General features: G+C 63.0%; 10 protein-coding genes. 7 read left to right on the top strand and 3 right to left on the bottom strand.

Going from position 1 to position 19012, the window contains the following annotated elements:
* Positions 1 to 127: 127 nt before the first annotated feature.
* The 3 genes from ACFQDI_RS20655 to ACFQDI_RS20645 are packed head-to-tail and all read right to left on the bottom strand — an operon-like array spanning position 128 to position 4931.
* Positions 128 to 3367 carry a KGGVGR-motif variant AAA ATPase gene (locus ACFQDI_RS20655; protein ID WP_377170434.1) on the bottom strand — a complete coding sequence of 1080 codons (3240 nt, stop codon included), beginning with the start codon at positions 3365 to 3367 and terminating at the stop codon, positions 128 to 130.
* A complete protein-coding gene (locus ACFQDI_RS20650; protein WP_377170432.1) occupies positions 3364 to 4107 on the bottom strand; it encodes a hypothetical protein in 744 nt (247 codons plus the stop codon). The genes ACFQDI_RS20655 and ACFQDI_RS20650 overlap by 4 nt, the downstream gene beginning before the upstream one ends.
* Positions 4104 to 4931 (bottom strand): hypothetical protein, encoded by an 828-nt coding sequence (locus ACFQDI_RS20645; RefSeq protein WP_377170430.1) that lies wholly within the window; start codon positions 4929 to 4931, stop codon positions 4104 to 4106. Before ACFQDI_RS20645 ends, ACFQDI_RS20650 begins: the two co-directional genes overlap by 4 nt.
* Positions 4932 to 5584: 653 nt before the next feature.
* Here ACFQDI_RS20645 and ACFQDI_RS20640 point away from each other — a divergent pair.
* The 7 genes from ACFQDI_RS20640 (at position 5585) to ACFQDI_RS20610 (ending at position 17804) form a co-directional block, all read left to right on the top strand.
* The gene (locus tag ACFQDI_RS20640; protein WP_377170428.1) at positions 5585 to 6790 is read left to right on the top strand and encodes a hypothetical protein; all 1206 of its coding nucleotides are present in this window, start codon (positions 5585 to 5587) and stop codon (positions 6788 to 6790) included.
* 148 nt (positions 6791 to 6938) lie between these two features.
* Positions 6939 to 8546, top strand: a complete 1608-nt coding sequence (locus ACFQDI_RS20635; protein WP_377170426.1) for a hypothetical protein — start codon at positions 6939 to 6941, stop codon at positions 8544 to 8546.
* Between the two features lie 357 nt (positions 8547 to 8903).
* Positions 8904 to 9707: a hypothetical protein gene (locus ACFQDI_RS20630; protein WP_377170424.1), complete on the top strand. Its 804-nt coding sequence runs from the start codon at positions 8904 to 8906 to the stop codon at positions 9705 to 9707.
* Between the two features lie 217 nt (positions 9708 to 9924).
* A complete protein-coding gene (locus tag ACFQDI_RS20625; protein ID WP_377170422.1) occupies positions 9925 to 10254 on the top strand; it encodes a co-chaperone GroES family protein in 330 nt (109 codons plus the stop codon).
* Complete coding sequence (locus ACFQDI_RS20620; RefSeq protein ID WP_377170420.1) at positions 10251 to 11180, top strand: hypothetical protein; 930 nt, start codon at positions 10251 to 10253, stop codon at positions 11178 to 11180. The genes ACFQDI_RS20625 and ACFQDI_RS20620 overlap by 4 nt, the downstream gene beginning before the upstream one ends.
* A gap of 823 nt (positions 11181 to 12003) precedes the next feature.
* Positions 12004 to 13392 (top strand): toll/interleukin-1 receptor domain-containing protein, encoded by a 1389-nt coding sequence (locus ACFQDI_RS20615; protein WP_377170418.1) that lies wholly within the window; start codon positions 12004 to 12006, stop codon positions 13390 to 13392.
* The gene (locus tag ACFQDI_RS20610; protein ID WP_377170416.1) at positions 13389 to 17804 is read left to right on the top strand and encodes a DUF2610 domain-containing protein; all 4416 of its coding nucleotides are present in this window, start codon (positions 13389 to 13391) and stop codon (positions 17802 to 17804) included. Before ACFQDI_RS20615 ends, ACFQDI_RS20610 begins: the two co-directional genes overlap by 4 nt.
* Positions 17805 to 19012: the final 1208 nt, after the last annotated feature.

The raw sequence follows: 19012 nt of genomic DNA, 5'->3' as shown, positions 1-19012 counted from the left end.
GCCACCAGCTGGCTGCATCTGCGGGAGCACGTGTTGTAGTGTTGACACTATGTGCCCTTTGAACTCCATGCCCTGATGGTTTGCCCAACCTCAGGCATGCATCATTCTGCACTGCAGACGCCTGCCTTCAGTCCGCCAGTCCATCCCGAAATGCCTGAAAGCGCGGGTCATCTCGGATGCGGTCAAAATCGCTGTCCTCATCCAGCTTGGCTTTGCTGGCTTCAGGATCGGTGGATTTCCATTTTTCGAGTGTCGCTAAAGCGGCTTCCTTCTGGACGCGCAACGCGGCGATGCAGCCAAGATTATAAAGTGCTCCCGAGTCATTCGGCCGAATGGAAACCACTTTCTCAAACTTCTCACCAGCCTGGACAAATAAGGCATCAGCTTCCGCCCCCTCTTTGTTTTTTGCCCTTTGCAAAAGGGCATTGCCCCAGTTGTTCAGAGTTTCAAAGTCATTAACCTCGATAGCCACCGCCTTCTGGAACTTCTCACAGGCTTGGTCAAACAAGACATCAGCTTCAGTGTCCTTTTTGGTGTTTGCCAGATGCAACAGGGCGAGTGCCCAGGTGCTAAACGTTGTAAAGTCATTAGGCGCAATAGCCGCCGCTTGATGGCATTTCTCACAGGCCTGCGCATACAAGGCCTCAGCCTCAATGCCTTCTTTGGCATTAGCCCTCTGCAAGAGGGCTAATGCCCAAACGCCAAGCATTGAATAGTCCTCAGAATCAATAGACACCGCTTTCTGGAACTTTTCACAGGCCTGCGTATTTAGGGCATCAGCTTCAATGCCCGCTTTGGTATTTGCCAGCTGCATAAGAACGAATGCCCAAGCACGAAGCGTTTCAGAGTCATTTGGCTCAATGGCCGAGGCCTGCTGAAACTTTTCACATGCTTGGGCCAAAAAGGAAGCAGCCTCTCCCCCCATTTTTGTACTTGCCCACTGCATGAGAGCAGTGCCCCAGAGGTAGAGGGTTGTATTGTCTCGGGGGGTAATCGCCACCACGTGCCGAAACTTCTCACAGGCTTGCGCCAGCATGGGTTCTGCCTCTACTCCGGCTTTGGTCTCTGCCCACTGATAAAAAGCAAGAGCCAAGGCGCGAATTGTTCCAAGGTCATTAGGCTCAATCGCCGAAGCATGCTGGAGTTTTTCACAGGCCTGGGCAAACAAAGCATCAGCCTCTTCATCCGTTTTTGACTTTGCCAGTTGCATTAGGGCAGAGCCCCAGACTTTAAACCTTGTGCCGTCATTAGGCTCAATGCTTGCTGCCTGCTGAAACTTCTCACAGGCTTGAGCAACCAAATCGTCCGCCTCACCATCCGTCTTTGTATTCGCCCTCTGCATGAGGGTGACCCCCCAGTTGTGAAGCATGTTGAGGTTGACCGGGTCAATAGCAGCTACCTGTTGAAACTTTTCACAAGCCCTTGTTAATAAGGTGTCCGATTCACTCCCTTCCTTTGTAAGCGACCACCGCAAGCATGCGGAACCCCAGTGGAGGATCGGTGTAATATCACTCGGATCAATGGCCGCGGCCTGTTGAAATTTTTCACAAGCCCGCATAAACAAGGCATCGATTTCTGTTCTCTCTTTAGTTTCAGCCCTCAGCGCAAGAGCCAGGCCCCAGTTGTCAAGGGTATTGACGTTGTTCGGCTCCAGGGCAGTCGCGAACTGAAATTTCTCATCAGCCTGACCATGAAGGAACTCTGCTTCCGCTCCTACTTTGGTATTTGCCCAATCAGAGAGAAATGTGCCCCAATCAGAAAAAGTCGCGTGGTCATTTGGCTGAATGGTCGCCGCCTGTTGAAATTTTTCACTGGCTTGGGAATACAAGAATTCTGCTTCTGCCCCTGTTTTAGTATTTGCCCACTGCGCAAGGGCTGAGCCCCAGTTGTGAAATGCCTGATAAAACTGAGGTCTCAGCGTGACTGCTTTCCGATATTTGTCCTCTATGGCCTGGAAAGCTGTGGGACTCCCACTATTCCGGGCCTCTTCTGTATCCAAGTCATCCGCCCACTCGAGCCATCTCTGGGCTGCTATGTCATCCGTCTGTGCCAGATTGATACGTAGCTGCCAAACCTTGACTTGATCCGCATCGGACAGGTCAAGACGACTGATCATGAAAGGGGGCATGTCAGGGCCATGCAGAGCGCCAGCAAGTGTGCTGCGCGTAAGGCGCTGAAGTAGATCCTCGGCATCTACTTTCTCCTCCTTCTTCTTGCTGGTGCGCGGGGGCAGCAGTTGAAACAATGGTTCCACCATGGGGTGAGCTGTTCTTGCCTCCATGCTAGTCGATTTTGATTCATCCGCATTGAACCGGTCGGCCAGAAGACGCTGGATTGGGGACAATAGCTGCGGCACTGTGTCTCCCACCAGGCCCATCAGCCGCTCTGCCAGTGTGGTGTATTCCAATGCGAGGTATTCGTCCTCATAATCGCGGACAAACAGGGTCTCCATCAGCGCCATCTGCGGGTGGTAGGAAAGCTTTGCTGGGGCCATTCCGAGTCGCTTCTCCAGCTCCTTCATGCGGTGCTTCTTGTACATCATCTCGCCGCCGGGTACAGGAGAGGCCACTAGCAGCGTTGGTTTGGGACCCAGGGTGGCGGGGCGCTGACCGTCTTCAGCAACGAGATCGGCATCATCAAAAGATTCCGCAGTGGTCGCCCGGGTTCTGGGCTTTAGACCCACAACATCCAAAAAATGACGCGTTCCTTCGATGTTTTGATCATTAAGACCGCAGAGCACGATGAGGCGGTCTGACAAAGGCCCGATGCACAAGCCGCCGATTTCACTCAGTCCCGTGCGGCTGTCCACAAGGATGTAGTCGTAGTGCGTAGGCTCGGGCACTGCATCCTCCTCTTGCCAGGGCTGATGGAACGGAAAGCTGTGAAGGAGGAGCAGTCCGCGCAGCAGATCGCTGGCGTCTGCGACTTGATCAGCATTGAGGCTGGAAAGCTCCAGGGCGCTGTATCTTGCGGTATAGTCCGCCCCCTGTTCGGCACCCAGCACATCCAGCCGTGCCCGTGGGGCCTTGGGGTGTACGGCGGTGGCATATTTCTCAGGGTTCACTGAGCGAAGGTAATCCTTCAAATCCATAGCAGGCAGCTGCGGTTCCGCCCCCTCGGGTGCCTGCTTCACAGCATCCACCACCTTTTGGAGCACATCCACCACATCTCCCAGGCTCTCGCGTGGCAGCAGCTCATCTGAGCGATGCAGGAAGCCGCTGGCACCGGGGGCCTCAAGGTCCAGATCCACAATCAAGACATGCCTGCCCCGAGCGTGCAGGTAGTAGGCCATGTTTAGCAGCGCCATGCTGCGGCCCACGCCACCCTTGTAGCTGTAGAAGGTGAAAATGCGCGGCTGAAAGCTCATGCAGCGGCGGCGGCAGGACTAGGAAAGCGGGTTGGCCTTATGGCCATCTGACGCATGACGATTGCGCCTCTGGATGAAACATAGGTGATTGCGCTTTCCGTTGATAGAATTTGAGAAAGGGGCACCTCAACGCTCATTACCTCGACTGCCACGCCATTTATTCCTGCACCCCCCACACGCTCCCTCACCAACTGGTCAAACTCAGCCGGTTTCACGATCTTCCCGGCCAGCTCCCGGGTGAACTCATAATAGGACTGGTCCGCCAGCTTGAACTCCGTCACGCCACGGATGATGAGGGGATCGAGCTTTCCGGGATCGACCGAGCGGGCCACGGCGGCGTGGCGGGCGGCGGCTTCAAAGTCCTTGGCTGCCAGCTTGGTCTCCGCCAGGCTCAGGTGCTCCGCATACAGCTTTTCGAAGGTTTTTTTGACCTCAGCTTTGGGCGCATAGGCCACCACGCCCTCCGGGCTGACCCAGAGATCATGATGAGGCTTTGCCGGAAGGGGCGGGTCCAGCCGGGTGAGCTTTTCTTTGGCCAGGAACTCCTCAAACTCGGCCTGATCGCCCTGATGGGCTTTCCAGACCTCCGTGCCCTGAAGGGTGTAAGGCGGGAAAAGGACCAAGTCTGCACCCCGCACGCGAAACACCGGGTGCAGCACACGCGGAAGCGTCGGCGTGGCCAGCGTGCTGGCGTAGCCGATGATCTCCAGCGTGGAGAGGTCAAAGGTTTCTGTCGTCATGAGAGGAGATGTTCTTGGATGAAGTTAATGCAGGCTGCGCGCAATGCACCAGAAGAATCGGCACCCGGCTCGGGCTGGAAGGTCTCGATCCTGACCCCGGCGCGGCGCAGGGGGGCCAGTTCGCGGGGCTCAAACCCGGTACGAACAAACACCGCATGCAGATGCGGGGGGCTGAGTGGTACGCTCCTGGGGAGGCGCACCTCAAAGGTGGCCGCCCGCCGGTCCCCGCCCACCAGCCCAAACGGATGCCCTCGCACGAACCCGCATTCACATTTAAACTCGTCCGGGGACTCCAGGTAGATGCCGCAGGCGCGGGAATAGTCCGTGATCACCCGGCTCAGCAGCTCTCGATAGCCCGAGACGGGCAGCTCGTGATCGCGCACGAAACCGACTCTGCCGGGTATGTCTTGTGCATAACTCGCTGGCGGGTTGACGTTGCTGACCTTGCTCACCAGCGCGCCAGAATCGAAGGGCGTGGAGACTCCGTCTCTCTGGTGGCCTTCCTCAAGAGCAGGCAGGAAAAGAAAGCCGCAGTCGGTGTAAGGGTAGCCGAACGCGCCGAGATAGAAAAAGACATCGTCCGCCGTGCCGAGAGTGGCCTCAGCGCTGTCTGGGCGTGGATTGACCGCCATCTGCGAGAGCAAGGCTCCTGAGCCGAGAATCTTGCCCATGGCGCCCTCTGGCGCGGCATGGCTCAGCGGCAGCTTCTGCGCCATCGTGCTCGAAGCGTGCGCCCGGGCCGCGCCACACACGCAATGGGCGGAGTGCGCGTCACACAGACGAGCGAGGTTTTGTTGGCGCTGGGCGAGGTTGGCGGCGGGCATGCGGTGAGGGTGAGACGATTTTCCGTGGTGGGTTAAGTGCGTCAAATGCAATTGCTAGGATTGTGAAACGGATTTCTTAAGGGCGGTGCGGGTTTGATTTTTAAGCCCATGCCTGCGTGCATGGACTTATGCCTGGCGCGAATGGGGCGCGAAAGGTCTTCAGTTAAGAGCCTTGATCGTGGACGGAGAAAGCGGGGGGGCGGGACGCCGCTGCCGTCGGTCCTGGGAGCGCCGACATTTTGTCGGCCTCTGGGCGGACGTCCCTGATGCCTCGCTCCACCCAGAAAGGGATGAGTTGCTTGTGCCTCAGCGGTGGTAATAGTGGTATTTCATACCTCAAACAGTCAGGAGATGCTGGAATGAAGCATTATTTCACCTTATCGCTTGACTCCTGAAATCCGGGGCCAAGGCTTTCTCACATGCACTGCCTGACCACAGCATGCGCCGCGCGGCACCACCGCAGGGCGGGGTGGCCGGGCGGGTGAGCCGCTTCCGACGTTCTTTTTTTACCCCCGCACACACACAGCCCCGTCCGCAGCCCGTGGCGCATGCCGCGCAGGGCCGCAACGCCACCGCCAGCCAGCCGCAGCCGCAACGACCCCTTTCCGCAGAGAGCCCGAGAATCACGCTACCACAAACAACCACACACTGCCATGACCGACCCCGCCGCCCCGCACGCCAGCCCAGCCGCAGACTCCGCCGCCGCAGAGGCGGGGGCCGTGCTGCAAAGCCTCTCCGAGTCAGACGCCAGCGCGGTGCTGGAGAGCCTCTCCGGCTCCGGCGGCGCTGGCGCTGGTGATGGCCGCACGGCCCCGGACGCTGCGGTCCCCGGACTCGGCTCGCTGGATGAGGCGCTCGCGGGCACGGACCTCGCGCAGATGACGGATGCGCAGCTGCGCGACTTTGAGAGCGGAGACCCCCTCCGCGTGCAGGCCGCGCTGGCCGCCGTGCAGCAGCCCGCCGCACTGGCCGAGGGCGAGGCCGACACCGGCGCTGCGGAGGACAGCGGCGGTCTCTCCGCCACCGCAGCCCCCTCGCGCATCTCCATCAAGGCGCTCAAGCCCGAAGACCGCGCACGCACCGTGCAGGCGCTGGACCTCATCCGCGCCGGGCACAGCCCCGCCGCGGCCTTTGCGCAGGTCTTTGGCCACCCCGCCGCCAGCGCCGAGGGCGAGGCCGCCGGCTACGCCCCCGGCAGCGAGTTTGACGCCGCCGCCGAGGCCGCAGATCCCTACGGCGCAGACGCCCCCACGGCGCAGCCCCACAGCACCGCGCCCCAGGTGGCGGAGCTGCAGCAGCACCTCGGCCACCTGCAGCAGCAGTACCTCCAGGCCAAGGCCTCCTACGACCCCGCCGCCACCGATCTCCTGGAGCAGATCACCGACGTCAAGATGGACCTCCGCGAGGCGCAGCGCGAGGCCGCCACCGTGGGCCGCGCCTGGCAGGGCCGCCAGGCTGAAAGCCACGCCCGCGCCCTGCAGATGTATGCACCCCTCATCGCCGACGACGGCTGCGGCTTCGTTTCACACTGCGACGATGAAATTTTGCTTGCAGAGGCAAAAAGCGACCCAATCCTGAATCATCCTGACTGGCCTGAGAAGATCGGACGGCGGGTGCTCGACAAGTTCTTTGCAGGAGCCGCGGCGCACAGCCCGGGCCATGCGGAGGGCGCGTCACTCATACCGCCCGCACCGCGGCACACGCTGCGGCTGCCCGGCTCACCTGTCGGCCCCGGATTCTCCGCCGGCGCGCTGTCTCCCCAGACGGCCATGGCGGAGATCGACAAGCTGACACCCGAGCAGCAGGACGCCTTCATCCACAGCCTCGACCGGCTCACCTCCGCCAAAGCGCGGCGCTAGCCCGGCCCCCGCGGCTCGCAGATGCCAGCCCCTGATGCCCGATACCATGAAATAGCATAAACAAGCATACAGCAAGGCGCACGGGGCGCGCACACGCCCGCCCCCGCACCGAAACACACCCACACTCAGCCAGAAAGACACACATACCATGAGCGAATATCACGCCGAATCCGTCGTCTCCACACTCGCCGCCGCCGTCGCGGCAGATCCCTCCGTCGTCGCAAAGGTCTACTCCCAGCAGCTGCGCAAAGGCGCGCGCTCGGTGGACGACTTTGCCATGTTTGAGGGCGCGGAGGGCTCCGGAAAGCCCTTCATCGTCCGCAAGGACATCGCCTCCGCGCATGCGGGGGACGAGGTCAAATTCACCGTCATGAGCCAGCCGCGCGGCCCCGGTGCGCGTGGCGAGCAGCCCCTGCGCGGCAATGAGTCCAGCGTGGACTTCAAGACCTTTGGCTGCGTGGTGGACTTCTGGCGCGACGCCTTCAAGTTCACCAAAAAGCAGCTCAAGTTCATGGCCGGGGGCGGCGGGGTGAAGTCCGCCGTGCTCCTCGCCCTGCGTGAAAAGCTCGGCCGCCGCCGCATGAACGACATGAAGATGGCGCTCAAGCTCCAGGGCGTGGGCAACACCATCTACCCCAATGCGCGCAAGACCTTTGCCAGCCTCAATGCGCTGGACACCCTGACGCCCTCCGGCATCACCAATGCCATCCCGCAGTGGCGCCGTCTCGGCGGCCGCAGCATCGTCGTCACCAGCAGGCACGGCAGCCCCGTTTACAAGCCCATGGTGTACATCCCGGACGCCGCCATCGCCAGCATCAAAAACTCCAGCAGCTACGAGCAGGCCGCCATGCACGGCGGCGCGCGCAGCAATGAGGAAAACCCGCTCTTCTCCGGCAAGCTGCTGGACTGGAACGGCGTGGGCCTCTTTGAGCACGCCTCCGTGGACCCGGAGAATGACCAGTGCGCCGACCCCCTGGCCCCGCGCGCCATCCTGGGCATGGGCTTTGGTGTGGACTCCCCCGCGGCCGACTGCGTGCTCCGCAGCGACTCGACGGCCACCCCCGCCAAGACCGACCTCAAAACGCCCTACATGGCGTGGATGGGCGGCTACGCCTACGAGTGGTATGAGGGCCAGTCCCACAGCACCGCCACCACCGCGCCCGGAGGCGTCGCGTGGACGGCGTTTTACAGCAGCATCACCAGCGCCACGTATTACGCGTGGGTGCTCAATCCCGACGGCTCCGTCGGCTTTGTGAGCTGGGTGGGCTCGGACAACAACGGCAACCAGATCAAGCTCACGCACATCCTGAACCCCGACAACACCGCCGACGCCTCCGGCCTCGGAGTCGCCACCCTGGGCAACCTCGTCGCCACCGGAGACAACTGGGGGCTCAACACCGCCGGCACCGACTACGCGCGCCTGCCGGGCGGTGCGGGCTCTGGCTCAAACTGCTCCCCCGACTTCGTCTGGACCTCGCAGTTTGACGCCGGAGCCTACATCATCCCCTGCAATGCCAACGGCGCCGTGGACATGTGCAGCCTCATCCTCGGCCAGGACACCGCCGTGCGCGCCTACGTGGGGGACGACCTCCTCGTCGGCGACAAGGACGACTACTCCTTCGTCGATGGCGGCGGCTACGAGACCATCTTTGGCCAGGCCCCGTGCATCCGCACGGACGGCAAGACCAGCGGCTACTCCCTGCTGCGCCACGCCGGCCAGCACCCCGGCCTGGAGGTCCCCACCCTGAGCGCATAACCCCGCAAACCACGGCCCGCGCGCTGCCCTGAATCCGGGGCGCCGCGCGGGCCACCCACCACCCGCAGAAACACCCGCGGCAGCAGCCTGCCACATGCTGCCATAAAGAGAGAGACACCCAGCAAAGCATCCCATAGCCCCCCCTCGCCTGTCCCGGAGCACGCAGCCGCCGCCGGGGCAGGGGAGGGGGGGAGGGGCAGAAAAAAAGGACCCGGCGCAGGCAGAGAGGAAACGAAAGCTATCATCAAATACCCAAAGATACCAGACACCCGCGCCCCGTCCCCGTTTTCACCCCTCCCCACCACACCGCACCACACCGCACCCGCCACAGCAGCCCTGTTCACTTTTTTCCACGCCATGAAGCCCGCCACCCAGACCTGCCCCTCGCTCGCCATCGTCCAAAAGCTCCCCGCACGCGTGGACTCCGCGCTGCTGTGCAGGCACCGCCGTGCGGATGAGCCGCTCGTGGTGGTCAAGCTCGTCGGCGTGGGAAACGCCGCCCCGTATGACTTTCACGACAAAGGCACGCGCTCCTACATCTTCCGCCATGAGTCGCAGCAGGAGGGGCACATCCTGCGCGTGCCGCTGCACCTCTGGCAGGCCGGCGGCGGCCGCCTCGCGCACGAGCTCATGGACCAGCGCCGCCTCCCGCACGCCATCGTCGTGCTGCTGGAGCCCGCCCCTCCCGCCACCGCCGCGGCGCAGACCCCTCCCCGCCAGACGGGCGCAACGGACACGAGCACACACACCCGAAACGTGGTTGGGCCGGGTGCAGAGCCGACCGTTGCGCCCACCCCGGGCGGCACCTGCGGCGCTCCTGGAGAGAGCGCCCCGCCTGCGGCAGGCGCTGCCACGCAGCAGCCCGGGACTCAACCCCGCGAAGCTGGCGCAGCCTGTCCCCAGGCCGCCGACGTCAAAGCCCCGGAAGCCGTTTCATCCACCGCATCGGTCGCAGCCACCAGCGTGCAGGCGCTGCCGCCCTCGCTCATCGTCGGCACGCCCCTGCATGCGGCGGCGTATGCTCTGGCAGAGCCGCCCAAGCGCCTCAAGGCCCTGGCCGCGCTGCTGGGCGTGGCGGAGCAGGCGCTGCGCCAGGCCCTGACGCACGCAGACTCACGCGTGGAGCTGGCCGGCGGCGGCTGGGTGCGGCGCACGGCGTGAATGACGCGCACCCTGAAATGACGAACAGCCCAAACCCCATGACCTCCATGTCCCATACGACCTGCACGACCGATGAGCCCCTGGCTCACCAGCGCCTTGCCGCTGCGGACTGCGGAGCCCGGGAGACGAGCACGGTCCGCTGAAAACACTGCGCTGACATTTTGACCACAAATACCACAAACCACCATAACAAAGCCCAAACCAGCACACACTCCCCATGAGCCCACCCGGAATCCACCCCCTCGGCAGCCACCTTCTCCTCGATGTCACCCCGCAGGAGCGCACCACCGCCGCCGGTCTCGTCCTCCCCACCGCCGTGCAGGGCGCCAGCACCCGCATGGAGGCCGTCATCGTCGCACGCGGCCCCGGCTGCACGCACCCCGCGCTCGGCTGCGGCACCGCCGTCTATGTCAGCCGTTACACCAGCGGCGAGCTCCAGCGCAGCGGCCGCACCTACCGCCTCGCGCAGGAGGCAGACATCATCGCCACCCTCGACACCCCCGGCCACAGCCCGGCCGCCACCCCCAGCCCCCCCACACAGCCATGACTGTACGCGAAACCATCGCCGCCATGCTCAGCTACCTGCGCACCGAGCAGCGCGCCATCCCCTACGCCGGCGGCCCCGACTTTGAAGACCCGCTGCCAGACGCGCTCGCCGCGTGCAATGCCGCCCTGCAGCAGATGGCCGCGCTCGGCCCCCTGTTTGCCGCCAAGCAGCAGCGCAGCGCCTACTTTCGCGCCCCCGCGCCCGTCGCCGTCAGCGGCCTCAGCCACGGCGCGTACAGCGTCACCGGCAGCTTTCCCGCGTGGGCCGCCGGCTGCTGGGTGGACCTCCCCGGAGACCCCGCCATGAACCGCATCCTCACCCTCAGCGGCAGCACCGCCACGCTGCAGTTTCCCCACCTCTCCAGCACCACCAGCGGCACCGCCACCGTGCATGTGGACACCGTCGAGCTCGACCCCGACATCATCACCGTGCTCGAGCCCGTGCGCTTTCGCGGCAGCCGCCGCAGCCTTGCCGCCGCCAGCAGCCGCGAAGAACTCGCCGGCAGCAGTTGCGGAGAGCCCCGCTACTTCATCGAGTCCGCCATCACCCGCGACACCGTGCGCCTCCGCATGATGATCTCCGGCTACGTCAGCACCGACACCGTGCTGGAGTTTCAGGCCCGCACCGCCCCGCGCACCCTCACGCGGGCCGATGTGTACAATGACGACCCCGCTCACACCGACCCCGGCGTGGCGCTCCCCGTGCCCGCCAATTTTGTCGAGTCCATCTTCCTCCCCCTCGCGCTCGACGCCTTTTTTGCCAAGCCCACCATCACCAACTACGACATCCCCAGCCTGCGCAACCAGGACGCCCCCGCCCTCATCCGCCAGCAGGCGCAGACCGCCCTCGTCCTGCTCGAGCGCATGCGCCCCCAGGGCCGCAAACCCACGGGACTCTGGCCCGCATGGTCGGCGGGTAGGTATTAGGTAATGTTGTAAAACACCAGATAAATACACGATGCGATAAAAACGGGTCTGAAGGTGGAGGCACGATCCGACGGAGGGGGATCATCTTGATCCCCCCACCTGCAGCGTGTTCGTGGATGTGCGAGGGCGCTGGAGGATGAGGGAGCTCGGCTTTGCGAAGGCACGAGAATGCAGGGCGATGCGGGAGCCTGTGGGATCGGGACGATCCCACTCCGCCTGAGGCTTCGCCGCAGAAACGGAGGGGGATCATCTTGATCCCCCCACCTGCAACGTGTTCGTGGATCTGCGAGGGCGCTGGAGGATGAGGGAGCTCGGCTTTGCGAAGGCACGAGAATGCAGGGCGATGCGGGAGCGTGTGGGATCGGGACGATCCCACTCCGCCGGAGGCTTCGCCGCAGAAACGGAGGGGGATCATCTTGATCCCCCCACCTGCAGCGTGTTCGTGGATCTGCGAGGGCGCTGGAGGATGAGGGAGGCTCGGCTTTGCGAAGGCACGAGAATGCAGGGCGATGCGGGAGCCTGTGGGATCGGGACGATCCCACTCCGCCGGAGCGCTGGCTGGCCGCATGGAATGCTGGCTTTCACCCATGAGACCCGTTTTCAGCTGTGCGTGGTATCAAGCACACGTCTGGCACGCAATGCGGCTCGGCCGGGCATTTCAGGTGCAGGATTCCCGTGGAAGAGCCTAAGAAAAGATCAAAACGACTTGGACGTGAAATAATTTAGGATATAGGGATTCGGCCTGCCCAGGCTCCCTGCGGGCCCGGGCAGCGGATGTGTTTCATGCTTTCATCAGCCTCTGCCCCCCCCCCTCACGCATACAATGAGTTTAAATTTGGATGAATTGTTCTGGGAAGACCTGCTCGCTTTTATTGAGGAGGGGAAAGTCATCCCCGTCATCGGTCAGGGGATCGTGACGTTTGGGCCGGAGGACGAGCCTTTCTACCCGTGGCTGGCAGAACGGCTGGCGGAGAAACTCTCCATCCCGCAGTCAGAGCTGGACCAGCCGCCGAGCCTGAACCGTGTGGCCACGGCTTTTCACCTGCGGGGCAAGGACCAGCCGAATCTGCTCTACACGCGCTTGTTCAACATCTTGAAAAAAGAGTGCCCTGAGCCGGGCCCCCTGCTGCGCTCGCTGGCGCAGATCGATGCCTTCAAGCTCTTTCTGAGCACTGCGGTGGACCCGCTGCTGGAGAATGCCCTGAACCTGGAGCGCTACGGCGGTGAGCCGTGCACGGAGGCGGTGTCCTACAGCGAGGGGCTGGACCGGAAGGACATGCCGGCACGCATGCGCGACCTCAACGGCGCGCTGGTGTACCACCTGTTTGGCAAGGCCTCGCCGCAGCCGGAGTTTGTACTGTGGGAGGCGGACATGCTGGAGACGGTGATCGACCTGCACGACCAGTTCAAGCGCACGGGGACGGTGGACAATCTCTCGCGCGACCTCAAGGCGCACGGCCTGCTGCTGCTGGGGCTGAGCTTTTCAGACTGGCTTGTGCGGCTCTTTCTGCGCATCACGCAGCAGGAAAAGCTCTCGCTGCGGGTGCACCCCGCCTACCTGGCCGACAGCCCGGACAAGATGCTGCCGAGCGACATGGTGATGTTTTTCGGGGCGGTGACGCGCAGTGTGCACGTGGTGCGCTGCTGCCCGAAGGAGTTCACCCGGGAGCTTTCGCGCCGGTGGCTTTTGGAGCACCCCCGGGATGCCAGCCAGCCGCCGGCAGCGCTGAAGCCCATCCCCCAGGAGATGCCGAAGGGGGCGGTGTTTGTGAGCTATGCCCGGGAGGACGAGGACGCGGTGAGGCGCCTGATCGGCGGCCTGCAGGAGGCGGGCTGCACCGTGTGGTATGACCGCGAGCGCCTGAAGCCGGGGGCCTACTGGCCGAGCGAGCTGGAGGACGAGGTGAAGAACCGCTGCGGGCTGTTTGTCTCCGTGGTCTCCCGCACGACGGAGAGCAGCCCGGAGGGCTACTACCACCGCGAGCGCAACTGGGCGGCGGAGCGCTACGACGGCTTTTCCCAGGGGCATGCGGCGGATGAGTTTTACATCCCGGTGGTGATCGACGAGTCGCCGCTGGCCACGCAGAACGAGCCGCGGGTGTTTGCCAGGGTGCAGTGCACGCGCCTGAAAAACGGCGCCGCGACCGATGAATTTGCCCGCCATGTCTTTGCGCTGCAGCAGAAGCGCCAGCAACACCTCGCCGCCTCATGAACCCCACGCCCGCAAGCTCTGAAGTGACCCCGGACTCCCCGTGGCTCGGACTACGCTCCTACGGTGAGGGGGATGCCGCGCATTTCTTTGGCCGTGAAAAGGAGCTGGCAGACCTGCGGGAGCGGGTGCTGCACAAGCCGCTGACCATCCTCTTTGGCCAGTCCGGCTGGGGCAAGACCTCGCTGCTGCAGGCGGGCCTGGTGCCGCAGCTGCGCAAGGACGGCTTTCTGCCCGTGATCATACGCCTGGTGCACGATGAGGGCGCGGGCTCGCTGGAGGCGCAGGTCATCGGCGCCCTGGCCAAGGCCCTGCACGCCGCCGGCTGCACAAAGGCCGCAGCAGACGTCTCCGCCACGCTGGCGCAGGGCGGCACGGCCAGCCTGTGGCTGCTGCTGCACGACCCCGTCTTTGGCCTCACGGGCGCGGACGGCGGCGTCCCGCAGCCGGTGTTCATCTTTGACCAGTTTGAGGAAATGTTCACCCTGGGGGACAAGCCGGAGCGCCGGGCGGCCACGCTGGCCTTCCGCGATGTGCTGGCCTCGCTGGTGGAAAACCGCCCAAACGCGGCGGTGCGCCAGATCATCGCCCAGGACGAGGAGCTGGCGGACAGGGTCCACTACCAGGCGCGCAGCTACCGCGTGCTGATGGCGCTGCGCTACGATTTCCTGCACCTGCTGGAGCGCTGGCGCAAGCAGATGCCCTCCCTGATGGACAACCGCATGGAGCTGCGCCTGCTGGCCGGACCGCAGGCGTTTGAGGCCGTGGTCAGGCCCGGCCAGAAGCGGCCGGGCCAGCCGCCCATCATCCCGGACGAGGTGGGCCGCGCCATCGTGCGCTTTGTGGCCGGGGTGGCGCCGGATGTGCCGCTGGGAGAGATCGACGCCGTGCCGCCGCTGCTCTCGCTCATCTGCTCGGAGCTGAACTCGCAGCGCCAGGCGCTGGGGCTGGAGCAGATCAGCCAGTCGCAGTTTGAGGGCAGCGGGGCGGAGATCCTGAACAGCTTTTACGAGCGCAGCTTTGACCCCGCCACGTACGGGGCCGCACTGGAGGCGGTGCCGCTGGGCGGCGCCACGCTGCAGGCGCTGCGCCGGCTCATCGAGGACCGCCTGCTGTCCGCCGAGGGCTTCCGCGAAAGCATCGCCTTTGACACGATGCTGTGGGAGCTCTCCGGCAAGGCGGACGCGGACACGGCGAAGAAGGTGCTGGCCCTGCTGGTGGAGCGCCGGCTGCTCTCCGTGGACGAGCGCGGCGGCGTGCAGCGCCTGGAGCTGACGCACGACGTGCTCACCCGCGTGGCCCGCGCCAGCCGCGAGGCACGCAAGGAAAAGGAGGCGCTGGAAAAGGCGCGGCTGGACCAGGAGCACGCGGAGGCGGAAAAGCAGAAGGCGCTGGCGGAAAAAAACCGCCTGCGAAAGTTTGCCCTGGCCGCCGCGGCCTGCGCCATCGCCGCCATCATCGCCGCAGTGTTTGGGTGGGTGGGCATGCAGCGCGCCCGCGAGGCCGCCGCAGAGGCCCGCCGCCAGGAGGCGGAGGCCAACACCCAGCGCGAACAGGCACGCCGCCAGGAGGAGGTGGCACGCAGGCAGGAGGCGGAGGCCAAACGCCAGCAGGCGGAGGCGAATGCCGGCTTTGATGCCGCGCGGGATGCCACGGACAAGATGGTGGCCAAGCTGGCGGGAGAAGATTTTGCCTTTGTCCCCGGGATACAGCCCTTCCGTGAAGAGTCGGCACGGAAGGCCATTGAGCTGTATCAGTACCTGGCCTCGCGGCGTCCGGATGATCAGTCCATCCAGATCGGCCTGCTGAGAATGGAGGCCGCGCGCGCGAACATTCTCAGCCAGATTGGTACCGTGGAGGAGGCCAAGACGGCGTACGAAACGCTGGTGCCCAGGCTTCGGAAGGCGCAAAGCCTGTACTCTTCACCCGACTTCAGCGTCCTCCTGGCAAACACCTTCATCGATTATGATGTTTTCATCGACGACAATGGATTTCCCGATGATGAGTCTCTTTTGAAGGATGCGCTGAAGGCCATCGAACCGCTGGCGACTGAAAAGCACGACCCCAGAGCCGGATTGGTGCTGGTTCGAGCTTACAACATCGTAGGCCTCCACACCTCGGTTCGTGAGGAAAAGATGAAGTACTACACGCGTGCACGTGACTGGGGCAAAGAGTTTCTCAGCAAACGAGAACCCGATGCCGCGCTGCTGGACCGCTTTTCTGCCGCCACACACAATCTGGGGCGGCAGCTCCAAATCAGCGAATCTCTGGAGGATCAAAAGAAAGGCCTCGAACTCATGACGCAGGCCGATGAACTCCAAAAAAAGGCGCTCGCTCTACAGCCGGACTCTCCACGACTTCTCAGCAATGCGGCGATTGGGTTGCAACAGAGAGCCGAACTCCAGGCCAAACTGGGCAACTTTGACGAGGCAGGAAAGCTGTATGAACAGGCCACCGCCACCTATCGCCTCACAGCCTCGGCCAATCCACGGGTCACCCTATACCGCGCCTGGCTGGCGGATGGGCTTAAAAATCATGGCGTCTTTCTCAGCCGAAGACAGGACTATGTGAAAGCGAAGCAACTGTACTCCGAGGGCATCTCGCTGCTCGAAGAGCTGGTAAAACTGCGTGAAGACCGTCCGTTGTATGGGCAGTGGCTGCTCAGCCTTCTAAACCAGCTTGCGGACTTTGAGCAAGGCGGCAAAGGCACAGGAGCGGCCGCAAAAAACACTGCCAACCCAGCATTGGCCCACCAGATTCGCGAGCGTGGGATCATGGCCGGAAAAAAGTTTGTGGAAAAATACCCTCAGCACATGGGACTGCGGGATGAACTGGGCCTCCTGCTTTCCAAACAAGCAAATTTTGAACCGATAAGAGATGACAAAGCCAAAGCCGCCCCCCTGTTGAAGGAAGCTATTGGCGTGTTAAAACAGGGCTTTGCAGCATCGCCAAAACTAGTTACCGATTACTATGTATCTAACATCATACAATGGACAGTCACCCATGACGATGCGCTAATTGAACTGGCCAAGACGGAGAAAAATCCCGCACCTCTTGTTGAGACGCGCATCGCCTACCTGGATGGGGCACTGTCATATGTCGCGCATTGCAACAGCACGAATTCAAAACAAACGCTGCTGGATTTGGCACAACGGCGAGCGAACCTTTATCTCGATGAGAACAAGCCTGACAAGGCGATGGAGCTCCAGTTGCGGATGGTCGAGCTGTGTGAAAAATCATATCTGGAGAAACCCTACCTTTACTACCTTCGCCAATCCTTCGCCAACCTGCTCAGGAGCATGGCGAGGTCCTATCAGCAGCTGGGAAATCGGGAGGCCGAGCTGCGCCTGTGGCAGCGATGGCTGAAGGAACTGGCCATTCCTCATTACGGATTCAAGGAGCCAGAACTGCTCGATCCTGCTTTGGAACCTACTGATGAAAATCTGGCCAAATTGCGCTCGGCAAAAGACAGGCTGCCCAAATTAAAGATGTTTATCATCCCCTGCGAGGTGAATGGCGTCATGATTCCTGTTCAGTTTTACATCAACAATGCGGTTCCAGAAAAGGACGCCGACCCCATTGCTGACCAGGCACGGTGGATTAAAGAAGAAAGAGGTGTGGAGGTTCCGGCCGATGTGCGTGACTCTCTTCGCAAGCTGGCTGCCATCGCCCATGAAAACAATGTGGGGTTTGCAGACCTGTGCACTTATGCGCTGAACTATCCCACAGATAACAAGGACAAGAAGGATGAAAAACCATCCGGCACTGGCACAAAAAAGGCCACTCAACCACGTATGATCGAACCCAAGGGGGATGAAAAACCATCAGCTTCTGTCACAAAAAAGGCAGCTTCGCCAATAATCCTCAAAGCTAAGAAGAAAGCAGGACCACCCGCTGTTGCCGGAGAAAAGGCCGCATCTGACCTCCCTAAATTGCCGGACTCCCTTTCATTCGACGCCGAAATGGCCAGGCTCAAAGCAGCACGCGCTGAGCTGGCGAAAGCTCCTTCAGACGCGCTGAGGTTCGAGCTGGCCAGCCAGCTGGGTAACAGCGCGTTTGAGGCTGTGTTTCAGAAGAGGTACAAGGATGCGGTGGCCTGGAGCCGGGAGGCTCTGGACCTGATCGCTGCCTGCAAAGCTGACCACGATCCCAAGAGGCGCGCAGACATGGTCTTCATCTATGGCAACCTGGCCCATGCGCTGCTTTTCCAGGGCCAATACGAGGAGGCGATCAAGATGTACAAGGACCACTGGGATGCTCCGATGCTCGGACGCATTTTCAAAGATGGGGTGGCCGAGGACTTTGCCATGCTGGAGAAGGCGGGCATCGGCAGGGAGGAAATGGCGAGGGCGCGGAAGGATCTGGGGCTGCCCGCGGCGGCGGCTCCCGCCCCTGCGAAGGGCTCGCCGCAGTAGGCCATGACTGCGGCCTGCGTGCACCGCTCCGCCGCACCCACTGCCTCCGCATGATGTGCCCCTGAAAAGGGCGGCCTGCACGCACCACGCTCTGGCGTTTCTGCATGGGTGCCGGGCGCTGCCGCCACTGTTTATACCATGCACAGCTGAAAACGGGTCTCAGGGGTGAAAGCCAGCATTCCATGCGGCCAGCCAGCGCACCGGAGGAGTGGGATCGTCCCGATCCCACACGCTCACGCATCGCCCAGCGCCCTCGCAGATCCACGAACACGCTGCAGGTGGGGGGATCAAGATGATCCCCCTCCGTCGCTGCGGCGAAGGCTCTGGCGGAGTGGGATCGTCCCGATCCCACACGTTCCCGCATCGCCCTGCGCTCTCGCACATCCACGAACACGCTGCAGGTGGGGGGATCAAGATGATCCCCCTCCGTCTCTGCGGCGAAGGCTCCGGCGGAGTGGGATCGTCCCGATCCCACACGTTCCCGCATCGCCCAGCGCCCTCGCAGATCCACGAACACGCTGCAGGTGGGGGGATCAAGATGATCCCCCTCCGTCGCTGCGGCGAAGCCTCCGGCGGAGTGGGATCGTCCCGATCCCACACGCTCACGCATCGCCCAACGCCCTCGCAGATCCACGAACACGCCGCAGGTGGGGGGATCAAGATGATCCCCCTCCGTCTCTGCGGCGAAGCCTCTGGCGGAGAGGGATCGTCCCGATCCCACACGCTCCCGCATCGCCCTGCGCCTTCGCACATCCGCGAACACGCTGCAGGTGGGGGGATCAAGATGATCCCCCTCCGTCTCTGCGGCGAAGCCTCAGGCGGAGTGGGATCGTCCCGATCCCACACGTTCCCGCATCGCCCTGCGCTCTCGCACATCCACGAACACGCTGCAGGTGGGGGGATCAAGATGATCCCCCTCCGTCGCTGCGGCGAAGCCTCCGGCGGAGTGGGATCGTCCCGATCCCATACGTTCCCGTAGTGCCCTGCGCCCTCGCACATCCGCGAACACGCCGCAGGTGCGGGGATCAAGATGATCCCCCTCCGTCGCTGCGGCGAAGCCTCCGGAGGAGTGGGATCGTCCCGATCCCACACGCTCCCGCATCGCCCTGCGCCTTCGCACATCCACGAACACGCCGCAGGTGGGGGGATCAAGATGATCCCCCTCCGTCTCTGCGGCGAAGCCTCTGGCGGAGAGGGATCGTCCCGAT

The organism is Prosthecobacter fluviatilis, from assembly GCF_042655725.1.
Classification (GTDB): domain Bacteria; phylum Verrucomicrobiota; class Verrucomicrobiia; order Verrucomicrobiales; family Verrucomicrobiaceae; genus Prosthecobacter; species Prosthecobacter fluviatilis.
Note: the sequence above shows the minus strand (reverse complement) of the source record. Positions and strands in the feature narration are given on the sequence as shown.